A 16,031-nucleotide genomic window follows, 5' to 3' on the forward strand; every position below is an offset into this window, starting at 1 on the left:
TTTTTCGATTAAAATAATTACCTTTGGGCTATGCCAAAAACCACCTTAGATTTACAACTACAAACCTTGCCGAATAGCCCAGGTGTATATCAGTATTTTGATGCTGAAGGGGGTATTTTGTATGTTGGAAAAGCTAAGGATTTAAAGAAAAGGGTGAGTTCGTATTTTACTAAAACCCATGATAACGGGAAGACTCGGGTACTGGTAAAAAAAATAGCAGATATTAAGCACATTGTGGTTGAAACAGAAACCGATGCTTTACTGTTGGAAAACAATCTAATAAAGAAGCACAAGCCACGCTATAATGTGCTTTTAAAAGATGATAAATCCTATCCTTGGATCTGTATAAAAAAAGAACGATTTCCAAGAGTGTTTTCTACCCGACGGGTGATTAAGGATGGAAGTGAATATTTTGGGCCTTACACCAGTATGAAAACGGTATCAACACTTCTGGAGTTAATAAAAGGGCTTTACCTTTTAAGAACCTGCAATTATGTGTTGTCTGAAGAAAATATAGAAGCCCATAAATATAAGGTCTGTTTGGAATACCATTTGGGAAATTGCAAAGGGCCTTGCGAAGGATTAGAAACGGAAGAGGAATACCATGGGCATATAAAAGCTATTAAAGAAATTTTAAAAGGAAACTTTAAAGACTCGCTATCGGAATTTAAGCTGCAAATGAAACAATTTGCCCATGATTTAAGATTTGAAGAGGCGCAAAAAATAAAAGAGAAAATTGATATATTGGAGAATTATCAAGCCAAATCAACCATTGTAAATCCAAAAATAAGTAATGTAGATGTGTTCTCTGTTATGAGTGATGAGGAATATGGTTATGTTAATTTTTTGCAATTATCATATGGTTCTATTATCCGCTCTCATACTCTGGAAATTAAAAAAAAATTAGATGAAAGCGATAAGGAATTGTTAGAACTTGCTATTACCGAAATTAGACAGCGGTTTCACTCCAATTCTAAAGAAATTTATGTCCCTTTTAAGGTGGAGCTAGGAGAAGATTTAAAAGTGACCATTCCTAAACTGGGAGATAAAAAGCACATCTTGGATTTATCGCTTCGAAATGCGAAATATTACAGAATGGAACGTTTTAAACAGATAAAGATTACAGATCCTGATAGGCATGTTAATAGGATTATGGCACAAATGAAAACGGACCTGAGGCTTTCTGAAGAACCTCGACATATTGAGTGTTTTGATAATTCTAATATTCAAGGGACACATCCTGTAGCAGCATGTGTGGTTTTTAAAAATGCTAAGCCTAGCAAGAAGGATTATCGGCATTTTAACATAAAAACAGTTGAAGGTCCAGATGATTTCGCGTCCATGGAAGAAGTGGTTTATAGGCGTTATAAAAGGTTGCTGGATGAGGAGCAGGATCTACCACAATTAATTATTATTGATGGAGGTAAAGGACAATTGTCGTCAGCTTTAAAAAGTTTAGAGGTCTTAAATTTAAGACGAAAAATCGCTATTATTGGTATTGCAAAACGTTTGGAAGAATTGTTTTATCCAGAGGATCCTATTCCTTTATATCTCGATAAAAAAAGTGAAACGCTTAAAGTAATTCAACAATTGCGTAATGAAGCGCATCGTTTTGGTATTGAGCACCACAGAAACAGACGAAGCAAGACGGCGTTAAATACAGAATTAGAAATGATTCCTGGTGTAGGTGAAAAAACAATTGTCGAGCTGTTAAGGCATTTTAAATCTGTAAAACGCGTATCTAATGCGAAGCTGGATGAGTTGGAAGCTGTGGTTGGTAGGGCTAGGGCAGATAAGGTTTATAACTATTACCATAAAAATCAAAACAATTTGTGAAGGATTTAAAATAGAATAAAAAAATAATGAATTGGATTTTATTGATAATAGCAGGATTGTTTGAAGTGGCGTTTGCCGCTTGTCTTGGAAAAGCAAAAGAAAGCACGGGTGTAGAGACCACGTATTGGTATATAGGTTTTTTAGTGTGTTTGGCCATAAGCATGGCGTTGCTGGTAAAAGTAACGCAGGAACTGCCTATTGGAACGGCTTATGCCGTATGGACTGGTATTGGGGCTGTAGGTACCGTGCTTATTGGTATTTTAGTATTTAAAGAGCCTGCCGCGTTTTGGAGATTATTTTTTCTTACCACTTTAATTGTTTCCATTGTGGGGTTAAAAATAGTATCACATTAAAGAAGTATCATGAATGTAAATGGAAACGAATTTGCTTTTGTAAATCTTTTAGTTTTAAGTGTGGATTTGAAATCACACTTTTAAAATGAGAAATAAAAACCTTTTGTGTAGCATGTTAAAAAAATGGATGAGAAATAAAATGATGTTAATCCTCTCTTTCTTGTTTTTTTTACCAATCGCTCTGGTAATAGTGTCCAACTATTCTATTAAAAGCAGTGCGAAAAACAAAACGTTTTTTGATGTTTCCCGTATCAAAAAAAATAAAGTAGGACTTGTTCTTGGTACCTCAAAAAATATTGGGGATGGTAGTGTAAATTTGTATTTTCAATATAGAATTGATGCAACGGTTATGCTTTTTAAAAAAGGGAAAATCGATTTTGTTCTTGTAAGTGGAGATAATGGAAATGAAAATTATGATGAGCCTACAGACTTTAAAGATGAATTAATAAAAAGAGGGGTTCCCAAAGATAAAATATTTTTGGATTACGCAGGGTTTAGAACTTTGGATTCTGTTGTAAGGGCCAAAGCGATATTTGGACTAGGCCATTTTACTGTTATTTCTCAAAAATTCCATAACGAACGGGCTATTTATCTCGCTGGACATAAGGGAATTAATGCCGTCGGGTTTAATGCTCAAGATCCTCCTAATCACTATGGAATGAAAACAACTATTAGAGAGTATTTTGCTCGAACAAAAGCTATTTTAGATGTTGTTCTGGGAGTAAGCCCTAGGTATTTAGGTGCAGAAATTAAAATAGAGTAAAGTGAAAACTTGCTGCAAACGGTTTGCAGTAGGTCTTTGTAAACGAGCGATATAGATAAAGCGTTTTGTTCTCGATGCGCTTTGATAGCAAAAGAATTTTATAAATGTATTAGAATCTTAAATCATAAATAAAAACATAAAAGAATTGAAAACCCAGATTAGTCTAGTAATCCTATTGGTATTTGCATTGTGCGCTTCACAAGCACAAAACAAGGTGTTTCAAAAAAACAACCCAAAAGTAGGATTGGTTTTAAGTGGCGGCGGTGCTAAGGGCATGGCACATATTGGTGTGCTTAAAATTATAGATAGCTTAGGGGTTCATGTCGATTATGTGGCAGGTACTAGTATGGGCTCTATGGTCGGGTCTTTGTATGCCTCTGGCTATTCTGGAAAACAAATAGATTCTATTTTTAATGCCTTGCGATTTGATGATATCATTAACGATAACCTGCCCCGGGAGTCTAAAACATTTCGCGAGCGGGAAAGTTCTGAAAAATATGCCATAACCCTGCCTTTTGATGGGTTTAAGCTAAAATTTCCTTCAGCGTGGTCTAGAGGGCAGAATGTCTATAATTTATTATCCAAGCTTGTGATGAACGTGAGCAATGTTGATGATTTTAGTAAGTTGCCAATTCCTTTTTTTTGCATGGCAACTGATATAGAAACCGGTAAGGCTATTGTGCTGGATCGGGGTAATTTAGCACAAACCGTTATGGCTAGTAGTGCATTGCCTTCGCTTTTTCAGCCTGTTATTATTAACAATCGGGTGTTGATCGATGGGGGTGTGGCTAATAATTATCCTATAGATGAACTAAGAGCGAAGGGTATGGATATTATTATAGGTGTAGATGTTCAGGACAGTTTGGCAACAAGACAAGAGTTGGTTTCTGCGCCAGAGATTTTACTTCAAATCAATAACTATAGGACCATTAAGGATATGATCATCAAATCTAAAAAAACGGATGTTTATATTAAGCCTAATATTAAAGATTTTAGTGTTATTTCTTTTGATGCTCGAGAGAAAATTATAAAAGTAGGTGAAAAAGCAGCATTAGAAAATTTAGATGCATTGCAGGATATTGCTTCAAAGCAATTGAAAAAGGTAAAACGGCATAAATTAGAGAAACTTCCAGACAGTATAGGCATAAATAATATTGATATAAAAGGGTTGAGTAATTTTACGAGGTCTTATGTTTTAGGGAAATTAAAACTAAAATCAAACTCCAAGGTCAGTTATGATAATTTTAATAAAGGGATTAATAATTTAATAGCTACGAATAATTTTGATAGCTTTTTATATGAGTTAGAGCCTTCTGGGGCAGGAAGAACAGGTTACAATTTAAAAACGGAACTGGTAGAAAGCAGTAAAACGATGTTTGTTAAGTCAAGTATTCATTACGATGATCTGTACAAAAGTTCATTGCTTCTTAATTTTACAAAAAAACAAGTGTTTGCAAAAAATGATATCGCATCATTTGATCTTGTGTTAGGAGATAATGTGCGATATAACTTTGAATATTATATAGATAAAGGATTTTATTGGAGTGTGGGGTTGCGCTCAAGATATGATGACTTTAATAAAAACGTAGCGGCCCAAGCAATACTTACTCCAGAGGAGATGGGACAAATAAATGTCGATAAATTAGAACTGAGAGTTAATGATTTTACAAATCAAATTTTTCTGCAAACCCTGTTCAGGAAGGATTTACCATTAACGATAGGTGCCGAGCATAAACGATTAAAAATGACCTCGCAGACCATTTCCCAGAACAACAATGCTACTATATTTGAAAAAAGCGATTACTTAAGTTTATTTGGGACACTGTTATTTGATACATACGACAATAAGTACTTCCCTAAGAAGGGTTTTTTGTTTGATGGCGATTTTCATATGTATTTGTATTCGTCTGATTTTAATAAAAACTTCCTAAATTTTTCTATCGCTAAAACGACTATAGGTTATTCATTTGGTTTCATGAAACGGTTTTCTTTTAATATCGAACAGCAAGCAGGTTTAAGAATTGGAGAAGATTCAAACCCTTACCTTAACTTTGGGCTTGGAGGGTATGGTAATCATTTTATAAATAATTATGTGCCTTTTTATGGACATGATTTTATTTCGATTTCTGGTGATAGTTTTATAAAAGGAACCTTTACACTCGATGCTGAGATTTTTAGAAAACATCATGTTAATATCGCCGCCAATTATGCCAATGTAGGGGATGATATTTTTACCACAACCGATTGGTTTCTAAACCCAAATTACTCTGGCTTTGCCGTGGGCTATGGCATCGAAACTTTCTTTGGCCCTTTAGAGGCTAAATATACATGGTCTCCCGATACGAATAAAGGGATTTGGTTTTTTAATGTAGGCTTTTGGTTTTAAGTCTATATTTTAAGAAGCTATCAGACAATCTTGTGGATTTTAAATTTAAGACAAAAGATTAAAACGCCCATAATGATAAAGACTTCAGTAATTTTTTTATTTTTGGAACAGTAATTGTATTTTCTAAAGAGAGAACAATAAAATGTCAAAAAATAAGTTCCATTACAATTATACGAAATGATGAGAAAAATATTCCTTATATCCCTTGCAATTTTAAGCCTTCAAACATCTTTTGCGCAAAAAGAGTCTTCGTTTGATACTGGCGAATGGTTTAAGTTTAAAATGAGTTATAGTGGCTTTTTAACCGCTGGTACCGCAACCCTTAGCGTAAAAGACGCCAATTTAAATGGACGGGACGTATACCATGTTGTTGGCAATGGTTGGACGTCGGGTATGATAAAGTGGTTTTTTAAAGTGAAAGATAGGTATGAGAGTTATTTTGATAAAGAAACCATATTGCCTTATAAATTTGTTAGAAATATTAATGAAGGTGGCCATACCAAAGACATAGAGATTAATTTCGATCAAGTAAACAATAAGGCCTACGTGAACGATAAAAAAAACAAGACTAAAACCACCATTGATACAAAGCCCAATATTCAAGACATGGTGTCTACTTTTTATTATCTGAGAAATAATCTTGATATTAAAAATCTGAAAAATGGAGACGAGATTGAAGTCGATATGTTTTTTGATGATGAGAATTATGGTTTTAAATTAAAATATTTAGGAGAAGAAGTTATAGATACGGGCTTTGGGAAGGTGGAAACCTTGGTGTTTAGGCCTTATGTTATGGCTGGAAGGGTTTTTAAGGAAGAGGAGAGCTTAACGCTTTGGGTGTCGAAAGATAAAAACAAACTGCCCTTACGTATTAAAGCGGATTTAGCTGTTGGATCCTTGCGCGCAGACTTAGATGCTTTTAAAGGATTAAAACATCCCTTTAAAGTTATTGTAAACGCTAAGTAAATGGGCGTTGGCGTCGTCGTGAAGTAAGCTCGCCAGAAAACGGAATAGCGCAATCAAATGATTTGAGTTTATTTGATTTTTTTTAATGAAATATGGTGTGTTTAAACAGATGCAGAGCTTAATCTTAAAGTATGGTGCCACCCCTTTGGTTGTTGAAAGGATATTTGATTTTGAGGTGCGTAGCTTTGCTCTGAAAAAAGGAATCATAGAGGGTTTTGAAAAAGCATATAGATAAGCTGCATAAAAAGCTTGTAAAACTGTTAAAAAACAGATACATTAACAGTTTTTGAATAGAGAAACAAAGACGAATTCATTAAGTTTGCAAAATTTCATGATACATGCAATTGGTGGGCTGTTTTTGAGACATTCTCCAAAAGCAAACAAAAAACAAACAGTAGGTTGATGCCATGCACTTTTATGATCTTACCGTAACTTAACAAGGTTGAGGTATATTGTAAAATGGCAAGTCATTATTTAAAAACAGGTAGTAAAACTGCCGAAGCAACAGAAGGAAGTGAATGGGTAAAATACATGCATCCAAAATATCAAAAGAGAATATTTTTTCCAGATTTACGGATAAAGAAGGAATTAAGGGAATGGGAATAAAAGGATTAGTCTGTTTGTTATTAGCTATTGGTTTTGTAGCCTGCAAAGATACCTCAGAGGATTCAGACTTAGAAGGCGAGTTAGCGGTAGTGGAAGCTGCCGAACCAGAACTTTATGAATTTGGTTTTAATTTAAACGATTTTATAGTTAAAAGGGATACCGTAAAAAGTGGTGATAGTTTTGGTGCTATTTTAGAACGGAATAAAATAGGGTATCCGAAAATATTTCATATTAGTGAAAAGGCTAAGGACACCTTCGATATTAGACGTTTGCAAATAGGGAAGCCTTATACCCTTTTATGTGCTAAAGATTCTTTGGAAACACCTAAATGTTTTATTTATCAACCCAACTTGATAGAATATGTCGTTATTAATTTTGAAGACTCTATTCATGCCTATACCAGTACAAAGCCTATTAAATACGTTGAGAATACCGTTACAGGCTTTATTAATAGCAGTATTTCTGAAACGTTGCAAGAGCAAGGCGTAAGTCCTGTTTTGACCAATAAGTTAGCAGATGAAATTTTTGCATGGACGATTGATTTTAGAAGACTTCAAAAAGGAGATAGTTTTAAGGTTATTTACACCGATAAATTTATAGACGACACCATCTATGCCGGAATCCATAGGGTTAAAGCGGCGTTGTTTAATCATAAAAACGAAGATTTTTATGCTTTCAGGTTTGAAACCGATACGGTTAAAGGGGTTTATGATTATTTTGATGAAAAAGCAAAAAACCTAAGAAGAGCTTTCTTAAAAGCACCTGTTCAGTTTAGTAGAATATCCTCTCGATATAATTTAAATAGAAGAATTGCCTATTATGGTTTTGCTCTACGCCCTCATAAAGGTACTGATTTTGCTGCAAGCGTAGGGACTCCTATTTTAGCTACAGCAAATGGAACGGTTACAGAATCTCGGTATAAAGGAGGTAATGGAAATTATGTGAAAATAAGGCACAATTCTACTTATGAGACCCAGTACCTGCATATGCAGAAACGTAAAGTTAAAGTTGGTGATCATGTTAAACAAGGTGATGTTATAGGATGGGTTGGAATGACTGGAAATACTGGAGGTCCGCACGTATGCTACCGTTTTTGGAAAAATGGAAAACAGGTCGACCCTTTTAAAGAGAAATTACCACAATCGGAACCTATAAGTGATGCTTTAAAATCTAAGTACTTAGAGTTTATACCTCCAATAAAGAAACAGTTGGATGGCATTCCTTATAAAAAACAAATAGCTAACGAAGGGAATTCAAATAAAAACTTAATATCAAAGACTAACTAAATGGCATTACCAACCAAGAATCCAACAGAAACAAAGGCGTGGAAACAACTTCAAAAGCATTTTGAAGCTGTGAAAGACGTTCACATGAAAGATTTGTTTGCTCAAGATAAGAACAGAGCAAATAAAATGACTATTAAATGGGAAGATTTTTATTTAGATTTTTCTAAAAATAGAATTACGGACGAGACTTTAAAACATCTTTTGCAGTTGGCTGAAGAGGTTGGGCTAAAAGATGCCATAAAGAGTCAGTTTTCCGGAGAAATTATAAATGAAACAGAGGGAAGAGCGGTTTTACATACGGCTTTACGTGCCCCAAAAAGCTCAAAATTTATAGTAGATGGTGAAAACGTGATGCCTGAAGTGTATGCCGTTAAACAAAAAATAGAATCGTTTACTAATGAAGTCTTAAAGGGGAAAAGAAAAGGTTTTACAGGAAAGGCTTTTACAGATGTAGTAAATATTGGTATTGGAGGTTCTGATCTTGGGCCAGCTATGGTCGTGGAGGCTTTGCAGTTTTACAAAAACGACTTGACCACGCATTTTGTAAGCAATGTAGATGGAGACCATGTTAATGAAGTTATAAAAAAACTAAATCCAGAAACAACACTTTTTGTCATCGTTTCTAAAACCTTTACCACTCAAGAAACCTTATCTAATGCCAATACGCTAAAAGAGTGGTTTTTGAAATCGGCTAATGAAGATGCGATTGCAAAGCATTTTGTGGCGGTTTCTACTAATATTGAAAGCGTTAAAAATTTCGGCATTGATGAAAATAATGTTTTCCCTATGTGGGACTGGGTTGGCGGTAGGTTTTCACTTTGGAGTGCAGTAGGATTAACGATTAGTTTAGCCGTTGGTTATTCTAATTTTGATAGCCTATTGAAAGGCGCGAACAAAATGGATAATCATTTTGAAAACGAAGACTTTGATAGCAATATTCCTGTTATTCTTGCATTGATAAGTGTTTGGTACAATAATTTCTTTCATGCTGAAAGCGAAGCCATCATTCCATATTCTCAATACTTAAATCAATTTGCCACGTATTTGCAACAAGGTATAATGGAAAGTAATGGTAAAAGTGTTGACAGAAAAGGAAATCCGATAGATTATCAAACAGGAACAATTATTTGGGGAGAACCAGGAACCAATTCACAGCATGCTTTTTTTCAGTTAATACACCAAGGGACTAAGTTGATACCAGCAGATTTTATAGGATTTGTAAACGCTTTACATGGTAATCAAGACCATCAAGATAAATTGATTTCAAATTTTTTAGCGCAAACGGAAGCCTTATTAAATGGAAAGACAGAGACAGAAGTTGTTAAAGAGAATACCGCTCCTAATATCGTTCCGTTTAAGGTGTTTAAAGGGAATAAGCCCACAAATACATTATTTATCAACACGCTATCTCCAGAAAGCCTAGGGAAACTTATCGCGATGTATGAGCATAAAATATTTGTACAGGGGATTATCTGGAACATTTTCAGTTACGATCAGTTTGGAGTAGAGCTGGGCAAGCAATTGGCTAGTAAAATTTTAAAGGAGTTTAGTGGTACGGTTAATAATGCCCACGATTCGTCTACAAGCAATCTTCTAAATCATTATAAAAATTTATCATAAAAAAATATTAGCATTATGTATAACACAGTAAAATTACTTCATTCGTATTGGGCCTATTTAGTGCTTATCATTTTAATTATTGCAGTTGTAAATGCCTTAATTAAATCTTTTGGAAAAAAAGAATATGATGCCAAAGACTTTAGGATTTCTCTATTTACTTTAATAGTATCTCATATTCAACTATTAATAGGCTTGGTACTTTATTTTGTGTCGCCAAGATTGCAGGCATTTAGTGAATTAGGGATGGGTGGCGTGATGAAGGACTCCGTTTACAGACTGTATTTAGTAGAGCATCCTTTAATTAATATTATCGCTGTAGCGCTTATTACTATAGGGTATTCAAAACACAAAAAGAAACTGACTTCTACAAAAAAACTGAAGAACATCGCCGTATTTTATACGCTTGGACTGATTTTGGTTTTGTCGCGAATTCCTTGGAGTGCTTGGTTGGCTTAAAGTACAATTGTTAGTAGTTGCTAATAAAAAGACTGTTCCCCGTTTTTTCAACACGATAGTTTTTTAAGGAACATCTTAAGCCACTACTGTTGTTTAAAAGTTGCCCAGTTACAAAGCTATAGGTGTTATCATCGCAGCCACAAGTGCCTTGTAAACCGTTTGCAGAAAGAGCAGAACAGGCGCTCGGGATATGGTTGGGGTCGCTAGCATCCCAGGCCGTATAGCCCGATCCTGTATTGGCAATTATAATACCTGCATTGCCTTCATTGGAAATACGTATGGAGTTGCCTGGAGATTGTAAATTCCCAAATTCAGGAAGGTTTAAATTAATGCGAAGACCAACTCCCACATTTAAAAGAAATTTACAGTTTTCATCCTCATCGTTGCTTTTGCTGCACGATAAACAAAGGGAAAGACATAGTAAAGATAATAGAGTCCTCATGTTTTATAATTTAAAGTTGAAATTTAAGACAAAAATGAAATTGAATTAAATATTTTGTATATTTGACATGTTATCTCGTGTAAACGAGATTTTTGTGTTACAGGCTGTCTAAAAAGTCAACTAAAATTTGATTTATCAAATTGACTTTTTAGACAGCCTCATTTTAGTGAAAAAAAACGAAAAAATATTGATATCATATATTAAACGGTAAAGTTATGAGTAAAGTATCATATTACACCCCCGAAGGGTTGAAAAAATTACGGGAAGAGCTTAAACAATTAAAGGATGTAGAGCGTGGAAAGGCTTCAAGAGCTATTGGGGAAGCTAGAGATAAAGGCGATTTGAGTGAGAATGCAGAGTATGATGCAGCTAAAGAAGCCCAAGGGATGCTTGAAATGCGTATTTCAAAATTAGAAGATGCTTTGGCAGGTGCACGTATTATAGACGAGTCCCAATTAGATACGTCTAAAATATTGGTGCTATCTAAAGTGAAAATAAAGAATCAAACGAACGGCATGGAAATGAATTACACCTTGGTTGCCGATGGTGAGGCAGACCTTAAGTCTGGAAAGATATCAGTAAATTCACCAATAGGAAGAGGTTTACTTGGTAAATCTGTTGGAGATGTTGCAGAAATTCAAGTCCCAAATGGTATAATAAAATTTGATATTATAGAAATATCAAGATAGTTTTTTAATAAAAGCGAAATCATTGCTTTTATTAATTCTAAAAATATAAAAAAGATTCCTGTTCGCCATGATCAGGAATCTTTTTATATTTACAATAATTGAAACCCTCTAATGTTATGGCATCTATTTTTACAAAAATAATAAACGGCGAAATTCCTAGTTATAAAATAACAGAAACAGAAGAATTTTTGGCGTTTCTAGACATCAATCCCAATAGCAAAGGGCATACCCTATGCATACCTAAAAACGAAGTGGATAAAGTTTTTGATTTAGACGAAGATGCCTATAGTAGGTTAATGGCTTTTTCAAGACGTGTAGGGATTGCTTTAGGAAAAGCTGTGCCTTGCAAGCGGGTTGGCTTAACGGTTATAGGCTTAGAAGTGCCTCATGTTCATGTGCATTTAATTCCTTTAAATAATATGGATGATGCCCGCTTTATTAAAAAAGTAACCCTTTCTCATGAGGAGTTTACAGAAATTGCAGCATCTATTAAAAAAGAACTATAATTAAAGCTGTAATAACTATAAAGGCTAAAGACGCTATAACAGCCCACGCATTTTTCTTTAGTTTGTAAGTGGGAGCTTTTGGTGTGGAAGCTTTTTTGTGATAATCGAAAACGCGTTCAATATCTTCGGTCCAACGTTCAGGATAAATCATGCTATTGCAGGTTCTGCATTCCATTTTATGGCTCAGGTCGCTAGTTATGGATTTGTAAAAGCGAGTCTCTACAAATTTTTGTAAAAAAGTGACGTGCAGGCCATTATTATTATAGCATTCAGGGCAGTTGTTGTTCAAATTCACTTCTTTTATGGTGATATAGTCTTGCTTCATGTTAAAAAAACGCGTTTTAAATTAATTTGAAAAGTCGTGCCTTTTCCTATTTCCGACTCTGATACTTTAATTTTACCATCATGAAAATCTTCAATAATACGTTTGGTAAGTGATAAACCCAAACCCCAGCCACGTTTTTTTGTTGTGAAACCAGGTTCGAAAATGCTGTGAAATTCTTTTTTCGGAATTCCTTTTCCATTGTCGGTTATATCTATCATCACATTATCTTCTAATTGTGATATTTTGATACATATCTTGCCTCGACCCTTCATGGCGTCAATCGCATTTTTAACCAAATTTTCTATGGTCCAACTATACAGCTGTTTGTTCAAATTTACGGAAATTTCTTCAGATGGTGTAATGATCTCAAATTCCACCAGTTTAGAAGATCGTGTTTTTAAGTACTCGTAAGCATAAATAGTCTCTGCTACAATGTCAGAAAGTTCAAGAACAGGAACAGACCCAATCTTACTAAAACGTTCTGTAATGGTTTTTAACCTGTCAATATCTTTTTCTATTTCAATGATATATTCTGGATTAACGTTTTCAGTTTTTAGAATTTCGGCCCATCCTATTAACGAAGATAGGGGTGTTCCTATTTGATGAGCGGTTTCCTTTGCCATACCCGACCAAAGTTTATTTTCATCGGCACTTTTATTGCTTTTATAAAAGAAGAAAAGCACTGCTGCAAATAGAAAAATAATGAGTAAAAGTGCTAATGGATAGTATTTTAACTTGTTTAATAAATCTGAATTTCCATAGTAAATGGTGCTTACTATATCCGATCCTAGTTTTACTGCAATGGGTTTGTTCTCTTTTTCAAATCTTGAAATTAATTTTTCAACATATTTTTTATTACTTATTTTGGTGGAGTCTATGTTGTTGTAACTGCCCAAACTGCCATCTTTATTAATTACCAGCATGGGGGTGCTTTCGTTACTATTTAGAATTTTTAAAGTGAGATCTAAATTAGCGTTTGTTTCAGAGTTTATAAAATCAGTTTGCGCAAAGGACCAGTTTTCCATTTTGGTGCGTTCTTCATCTTTGAAATGCTGAAAAAGGGTATATGTTTTCCACAGAATAAGGGATACGACCAGAAAGGAAGCAGATAACATAAACCAGCGCAGGTTGTTTTTGTGTTTTTTGAAAATCATGGAGGTTATAATAGATTTGTAATATAATGCAAATCTGTTAATATTATTGTTTAAGATGTTAGTAAAACGATTTTTTGTTGCAAATGAGATTTGTTACATTTGTGCTTTTAAATGCATAAATAAGAGTAATTAATTAGATAGAGATAAGTTAATGGAAGTTCAAGGAAGAGTTAAAATGTTAGGAGAAACCCAAAGTTTTGGAAGTAATGGGTTTAGAAAAAGAGAAATTGTTATAACCACAGATGAACAATATCCACAACATATTATGGTGGAATTTATTCAAGATAAATGTGATTTATTGAATAGCTATAAAGAAGGCCAGCAAGTAAAAATTAATATTAATTTACGTGGGCGCGAGTGGGTAAATCCACAAGGCGAGACTAAATATTTCAACTCGATTCAAGGATGGCGCATTGAGGCCGTTCAAGGTGAGGCTGGAGGAGAGAACCTGCCTCCTGTACCACCTATGGACGCTTTTGAGCCAGCGGGAGACTTAAAAGAAGATGATCACGACGATTTGCCTTTTTAATGGAACCGATTTGTGATTTCCGCTAAAGCAGAAATACTCATAAAAAGACCTCTATGTTTTTTATAGCATGGAGGTTTTTGCTTTTATTTATTTATGAAATATCTCAGTAAAAACACAGCATTTCCTAACGTAGAAGAGGCTTCTCCAGAGGGCTTATTGGCTATTGGTGCCAACTTGTCTGCTTCACGTTTAATAGAAGCGTACCGTAAGGGCATCTTTCCTTGGTTTGGACCTGAAGACCCGATCTTATGGTGGTCGCCAGATCCGCGTTTTGTGTTGTTTCCAGAGCGCTTGAAAGTATCAAAAAGTATGAGGCAAGTGCTTCGTAATACTGATTATACCATTACGATTAATAAAGCTTTTGAAGCAGTTATAGCCGAATGCTCAAAAATGAAACGGATTGGGCAAGATAGTACTTGGATAACCGATAGCATGCAGGAGGCTTATATAGAACTTCATGCCATGGGCTATGCGAAATCTGTAGAGGTTTGGAGAGAAAACAGCTTGGTTGCTGGGCTTTATGGCATAGACTTAAATAATGGCGTTTTTTGTGGTGAAAGTATGTTTACTAAAGAAAGCAATGCCAGTAAAGTAGCCTTTATCACGTTCATTCAAAACACCAATTACAAACTTATAGATTGTCAAGTTTATACGGATCACTTGAAAAGTTTGGGAGCCGAAGAGATTTCTAGAGCGTTGTTTTTACAGTATCTAGAATAGGCATAGCTTGTTAACAAATGGCTAGGGGTATCGTTTTAAAAAAAATGAGTTTGCAACCGTAATGCGATTTTTTAAATTCTTAAAATGGCCGAGGTTAGCAGAAAAATATAATTTTTTGCTACCGTGTTAAAGGCTTCTAGTCTGTATTCTAAACCTGTTTGTATTTTTAAAACTTCAGATAATTGCCATCCAATTTGAGTTGTAGTTCTAGAATCTATTTCTGGTTTTGACCCCTGGTTTAAACTCCATAAACCTTCCACTGAATTGAACATATAGGGTTCGCCAATACTTAATCTGCGACCTTTTAAAGGAAAATCAATTGCAAACCTGTAACGTTGCCTAAAAATGGTTTCAGAGTCCAACATACGTTGTTCGGCTCTAAATCGATGCCTCAAACGTACTCTAGTAAGCGGTTTGCTATAACGCCATTGCTGCATAAGCCTTAGTTCATTGCTACCTGTATTAAAAAAAACTCTATTTCTGTAATATATACCTAAGCTAGCTTTTTTGTTGTTGCTTAATGCAAGTGTAGAAAAATGATAGGCATCTAATTGTTGTTGTTTAAATTTAGCTTTAGCGTAAGTGCTTAAAAAATATCGACTTCGTATTGAAAATGAACTTGTTATTTTTTTTGAAATTTTATGGGTGATACCAAACGTAGACTCCCCTAATGTAGGAAGCGTGTTTTGCGAGAATGTTTGGCAAGAAATAAAAATAATTAATAAACTGTTTTTAATAAGATGCATAATGGCATGTTGAGGTAATAAAAATTAAACTTCTTCATATCTAAAGCACCCCACTTCATGGTCATTTATCATGCCCATGGCTTGCATGTAGGCGTACATGACGGTGGAACCTACAAATTTAAACCCACGTTTTTTTAGATCTTTGCTTAAAGCATCACTAAGCGGGGTTGTAGCAAGTGCTTTTTTGTAATTCTTAACTTTGTTCTTTATAGGTTTTCCTCCTATAAACTCCCAAATATAAGTACTAAAATCACCAAATTCTTTTTGGAGGTTTATAAAAGCCTGAGCATTGCTTACGGCAGCGTTTATTTTTAATTTATTGCGAATGATACCTGCGTCTTGTGCTAAAGCATCTGTTTTATCTTGTTTATAATGGGCAATCTTGTGATAATCAAAATCGTCAAATGCTTTTCTAAAATTCTCACGTTTTCGCAGTATCGTAATCCAACTTAAGCCTGCTTGAAAAGTTTCTAAAATCAGAAATTCAAAAAGCTTTGCATCGTCGTAAACGGGAACGCCCCATTCTTGGTCGTGATACGCTTGATATAAAGCATCGTTAGCGCACCAACCGCATCTGTGTTTTGTAACATTCATAAGGTTCTTGTAAGGCTGAAGGTAAAAGTATGACAAATATCATCTTAATTAAAG

The 16,031-nt window shown here is 34.7% G+C and carries 19 protein-coding genes; 14 read left to right on the top strand and 5 right to left on the bottom strand.

Going from position 1 to position 16,031, the window contains the following annotated elements:
* Nucleotides 1–30 precede the first annotated feature (30 nt).
* The 10 genes from uvrC to ACFFU9_RS01630 all read left to right on the top strand — a co-directional run bounded on the left by uvrC (nt 31) and on the right by ACFFU9_RS01630 (nt 10,272).
* Nucleotides 31–1,836, top strand: a complete 1,806-nt coding sequence (uvrC, locus tag ACFFU9_RS01585) for an excinuclease ABC subunit UvrC (protein WP_379859605.1) — start codon at nt 31–33, stop codon at nt 1,834–1,836.
* Between the two features lie 26 nt (nt 1,837–1,862).
* Nucleotides 1,863–2,189 carry a DMT family transporter gene (locus ACFFU9_RS01590; RefSeq protein WP_379859606.1) on the top strand — a complete coding sequence of 109 codons (327 nt, stop codon included), beginning with the start codon at nt 1,863–1,865 and terminating at the stop codon, nt 2,187–2,189.
* 112 nt (nt 2,190–2,301) lie between these two features.
* Entirely contained in the window at nt 2,302–2,952 is a 651-nt protein-coding gene (locus ACFFU9_RS01595; RefSeq protein ID WP_379859607.1) for a SanA/YdcF family protein, read from the top strand.
* A 145-nt stretch (nt 2,953–3,097) separates the two neighbouring features.
* Nucleotides 3,098–5,338 carry a patatin-like phospholipase family protein gene (locus ACFFU9_RS01600; protein ID WP_379859608.1) on the top strand — a complete coding sequence of 747 codons (2,241 nt, stop codon included), beginning with the start codon at nt 3,098–3,100 and terminating at the stop codon, nt 5,336–5,338.
* Between the two features lie 180 nt (nt 5,339–5,518).
* Nucleotides 5,519–6,304: a DUF3108 domain-containing protein gene (locus tag ACFFU9_RS01605; protein WP_379859656.1), complete on the top strand. Its 786-nt coding sequence runs from the start codon at nt 5,519–5,521 to the stop codon at nt 6,302–6,304.
* Between the two features lie 109 nt (nt 6,305–6,413).
* A complete protein-coding gene (locus ACFFU9_RS01610; RefSeq protein WP_379859609.1) occupies nt 6,414–6,539 on the top strand; it encodes a hypothetical protein in 126 nt (41 codons plus the stop codon).
* A gap of 224 nt (nt 6,540–6,763) precedes the next feature.
* Complete coding sequence (locus ACFFU9_RS01615; RefSeq protein ID WP_379859610.1) at nt 6,764–6,910, top strand: hypothetical protein; 147 nt, start codon at nt 6,764–6,766, stop codon at nt 6,908–6,910.
* Nucleotides 6,901–8,196 carry a peptidoglycan DD-metalloendopeptidase family protein gene (locus ACFFU9_RS01620; protein WP_379859611.1) on the top strand — a complete coding sequence of 432 codons (1,296 nt, stop codon included), beginning with the start codon at nt 6,901–6,903 and terminating at the stop codon, nt 8,194–8,196. The genes ACFFU9_RS01615 and ACFFU9_RS01620 overlap by 10 nt, the downstream gene beginning before the upstream one ends.
* Entirely contained in the window at nt 8,197–9,816 is a 1,620-nt protein-coding gene (gene pgi / locus ACFFU9_RS01625; RefSeq protein WP_379859612.1) for a glucose-6-phosphate isomerase, read from the top strand.
* A gap of 15 nt (nt 9,817–9,831) precedes the next feature.
* The gene (locus ACFFU9_RS01630) at nt 9,832–10,272 is read left to right on the top strand and encodes a hypothetical protein (protein ID WP_379859613.1); all 441 of its coding nucleotides are present in this window, start codon (nt 9,832–9,834) and stop codon (nt 10,270–10,272) included.
* Nucleotides 10,273–10,282: 10 nt separating this feature from the next.
* Here ACFFU9_RS01630 and ACFFU9_RS01635 read toward each other — a convergent pair whose 3' ends face one another.
* A complete protein-coding gene (locus tag ACFFU9_RS01635) occupies nt 10,283–10,714 on the bottom strand; it encodes a hypothetical protein (RefSeq protein ID WP_379859614.1) in 432 nt (143 codons plus the stop codon).
* A 215-nt stretch (nt 10,715–10,929) separates the two neighbouring features.
* On the opposite strand from ACFFU9_RS01635, the gene greA reads away from it, so the two are divergent.
* The gene (gene greA / locus ACFFU9_RS01640) at nt 10,930–11,403 is read left to right on the top strand and encodes a transcription elongation factor GreA (RefSeq protein WP_379859615.1); all 474 of its coding nucleotides are present in this window, start codon (nt 10,930–10,932) and stop codon (nt 11,401–11,403) included.
* A gap of 116 nt (nt 11,404–11,519) precedes the next feature.
* Entirely contained in the window at nt 11,520–11,909 is a 390-nt protein-coding gene (locus tag ACFFU9_RS01645; protein WP_379859616.1) for an HIT family protein, read from the top strand.
* On the opposite strand, the gene ACFFU9_RS01650 is transcribed toward ACFFU9_RS01645, so the two are convergent.
* On the bottom strand, nt 11,893–12,234 hold the full coding sequence (locus ACFFU9_RS01650) for a hypothetical protein (RefSeq protein ID WP_379859617.1): 342 nt from the start codon (nt 12,232–12,234) through the stop codon (nt 11,893–11,895). The genes ACFFU9_RS01645 and ACFFU9_RS01650 overlap by 17 nt on opposite strands.
* A complete protein-coding gene (locus ACFFU9_RS01655; protein WP_379859618.1) occupies nt 12,231–13,388 on the bottom strand; it encodes a sensor histidine kinase in 1,158 nt (385 codons plus the stop codon). Before ACFFU9_RS01655 ends, ACFFU9_RS01650 begins: the two co-directional genes overlap by 4 nt.
* 151 nt (nt 13,389–13,539) lie before the next feature.
* On the opposite strand from ACFFU9_RS01655, the gene ACFFU9_RS01660 reads away from it, so the two are divergent.
* Together ACFFU9_RS01660 and aat are read left to right on the top strand one after the other, a co-directional pair.
* Entirely contained in the window at nt 13,540–13,917 is a 378-nt protein-coding gene (locus ACFFU9_RS01660; protein ID WP_379859619.1) for a DUF3127 domain-containing protein, read from the top strand.
* Between the two features lie 93 nt (nt 13,918–14,010).
* The gene (gene aat, locus ACFFU9_RS01665) at nt 14,011–14,637 is read left to right on the top strand and encodes a leucyl/phenylalanyl-tRNA--protein transferase (RefSeq protein ID WP_379859620.1); all 627 of its coding nucleotides are present in this window, start codon (nt 14,011–14,013) and stop codon (nt 14,635–14,637) included.
* 71 nt (nt 14,638–14,708) lie between these two features.
* Here the strand turns inward: aat and ACFFU9_RS01670 are convergent, their stop codons facing one another.
* Entirely contained in the window at nt 14,709–15,383 is a 675-nt protein-coding gene (locus ACFFU9_RS01670) for a DUF2490 domain-containing protein (RefSeq protein ID WP_379859621.1), read from the bottom strand.
* Between the two features lie 24 nt (nt 15,384–15,407).
* Nucleotides 15,408–15,977, bottom strand: coding sequence for a DNA-3-methyladenine glycosylase I (locus ACFFU9_RS01675; protein WP_379859622.1), 570 nt, complete (start codon nt 15,975–15,977; stop codon nt 15,408–15,410).
* Between the last annotated feature and the right edge of the window lie 54 nt (nt 15,978–16,031).

Source organism: Mariniflexile ostreae (assembly GCF_042427585.1).
GTDB lineage: Bacteria > Bacteroidota > Bacteroidia > Flavobacteriales > Flavobacteriaceae > Pseudalgibacter > Pseudalgibacter ostreae.

What these genes read in the sequence shown, in the direction of transcription:
- ACFFU9_RS01605 (WP_379859656.1), top strand. Translation starts at nt 5,519, where the DNA reads ATGAGAAAAATATTCCTTATATCCCTTGCAATTTTAAGCCTTCAAACA.
- ACFFU9_RS01620 (WP_379859611.1), top strand. Translation starts at nt 6,901, where the DNA reads ATGGGAATAAAAGGATTAGTCTGTTTGTTATTAGCTATTGGTTTTGTA.
- uvrC (WP_379859605.1), top strand. Translation starts at nt 31, where the DNA reads ATGCCAAAAACCACCTTAGATTTACAACTACAAACCTTGCCGAATAGC.
- ACFFU9_RS01645 (WP_379859616.1), top strand. Translation starts at nt 11,520, where the DNA reads ATGGCATCTATTTTTACAAAAATAATAAACGGCGAAATTCCTAGTTAT.
- ACFFU9_RS01610 (WP_379859609.1), top strand. Translation starts at nt 6,414, where the DNA reads ATGCAGAGCTTAATCTTAAAGTATGGTGCCACCCCTTTGGTTGTTGAA.
- ACFFU9_RS01595 (WP_379859607.1), top strand. Translation starts at nt 2,302, where the DNA reads ATGTTAAAAAAATGGATGAGAAATAAAATGATGTTAATCCTCTCTTTC.
- ACFFU9_RS01615 (WP_379859610.1), top strand. Translation starts at nt 6,764, where the DNA reads ATGGCAAGTCATTATTTAAAAACAGGTAGTAAAACTGCCGAAGCAACA.
- ACFFU9_RS01655 (WP_379859618.1), bottom strand. Translation starts at nt 13,388, where the DNA reads ATGATTTTCAAAAAACACAAAAACAACCTGCGCTGGTTTATGTTATCT.
- ACFFU9_RS01660 (WP_379859619.1), top strand. Translation starts at nt 13,540, where the DNA reads ATGGAAGTTCAAGGAAGAGTTAAAATGTTAGGAGAAACCCAAAGTTTT.
- ACFFU9_RS01590 (WP_379859606.1), top strand. Translation starts at nt 1,863, where the DNA reads ATGAATTGGATTTTATTGATAATAGCAGGATTGTTTGAAGTGGCGTTT.
- ACFFU9_RS01635 (WP_379859614.1), bottom strand. Translation starts at nt 10,714, where the DNA reads ATGAGGACTCTATTATCTTTACTATGTCTTTCCCTTTGTTTATCGTGC.
- ACFFU9_RS01670 (WP_379859621.1), bottom strand. Translation starts at nt 15,383, where the DNA reads ATGCATCTTATTAAAAACAGTTTATTAATTATTTTTATTTCTTGCCAA.
- ACFFU9_RS01675 (WP_379859622.1), bottom strand. Translation starts at nt 15,977, where the DNA reads ATGAATGTTACAAAACACAGATGCGGTTGGTGCGCTAACGATGCTTTA.
- ACFFU9_RS01630 (WP_379859613.1), top strand. Translation starts at nt 9,832, where the DNA reads ATGTATAACACAGTAAAATTACTTCATTCGTATTGGGCCTATTTAGTG.
- pgi (WP_379859612.1), top strand. Translation starts at nt 8,197, where the DNA reads ATGGCATTACCAACCAAGAATCCAACAGAAACAAAGGCGTGGAAACAA.
- aat (WP_379859620.1), top strand. Translation starts at nt 14,011, where the DNA reads ATGAAATATCTCAGTAAAAACACAGCATTTCCTAACGTAGAAGAGGCT.
- greA (WP_379859615.1), top strand. Translation starts at nt 10,930, where the DNA reads ATGAGTAAAGTATCATATTACACCCCCGAAGGGTTGAAAAAATTACGG.
- ACFFU9_RS01650 (WP_379859617.1), bottom strand. Translation starts at nt 12,234, where the DNA reads ATGAAGCAAGACTATATCACCATAAAAGAAGTGAATTTGAACAACAAC.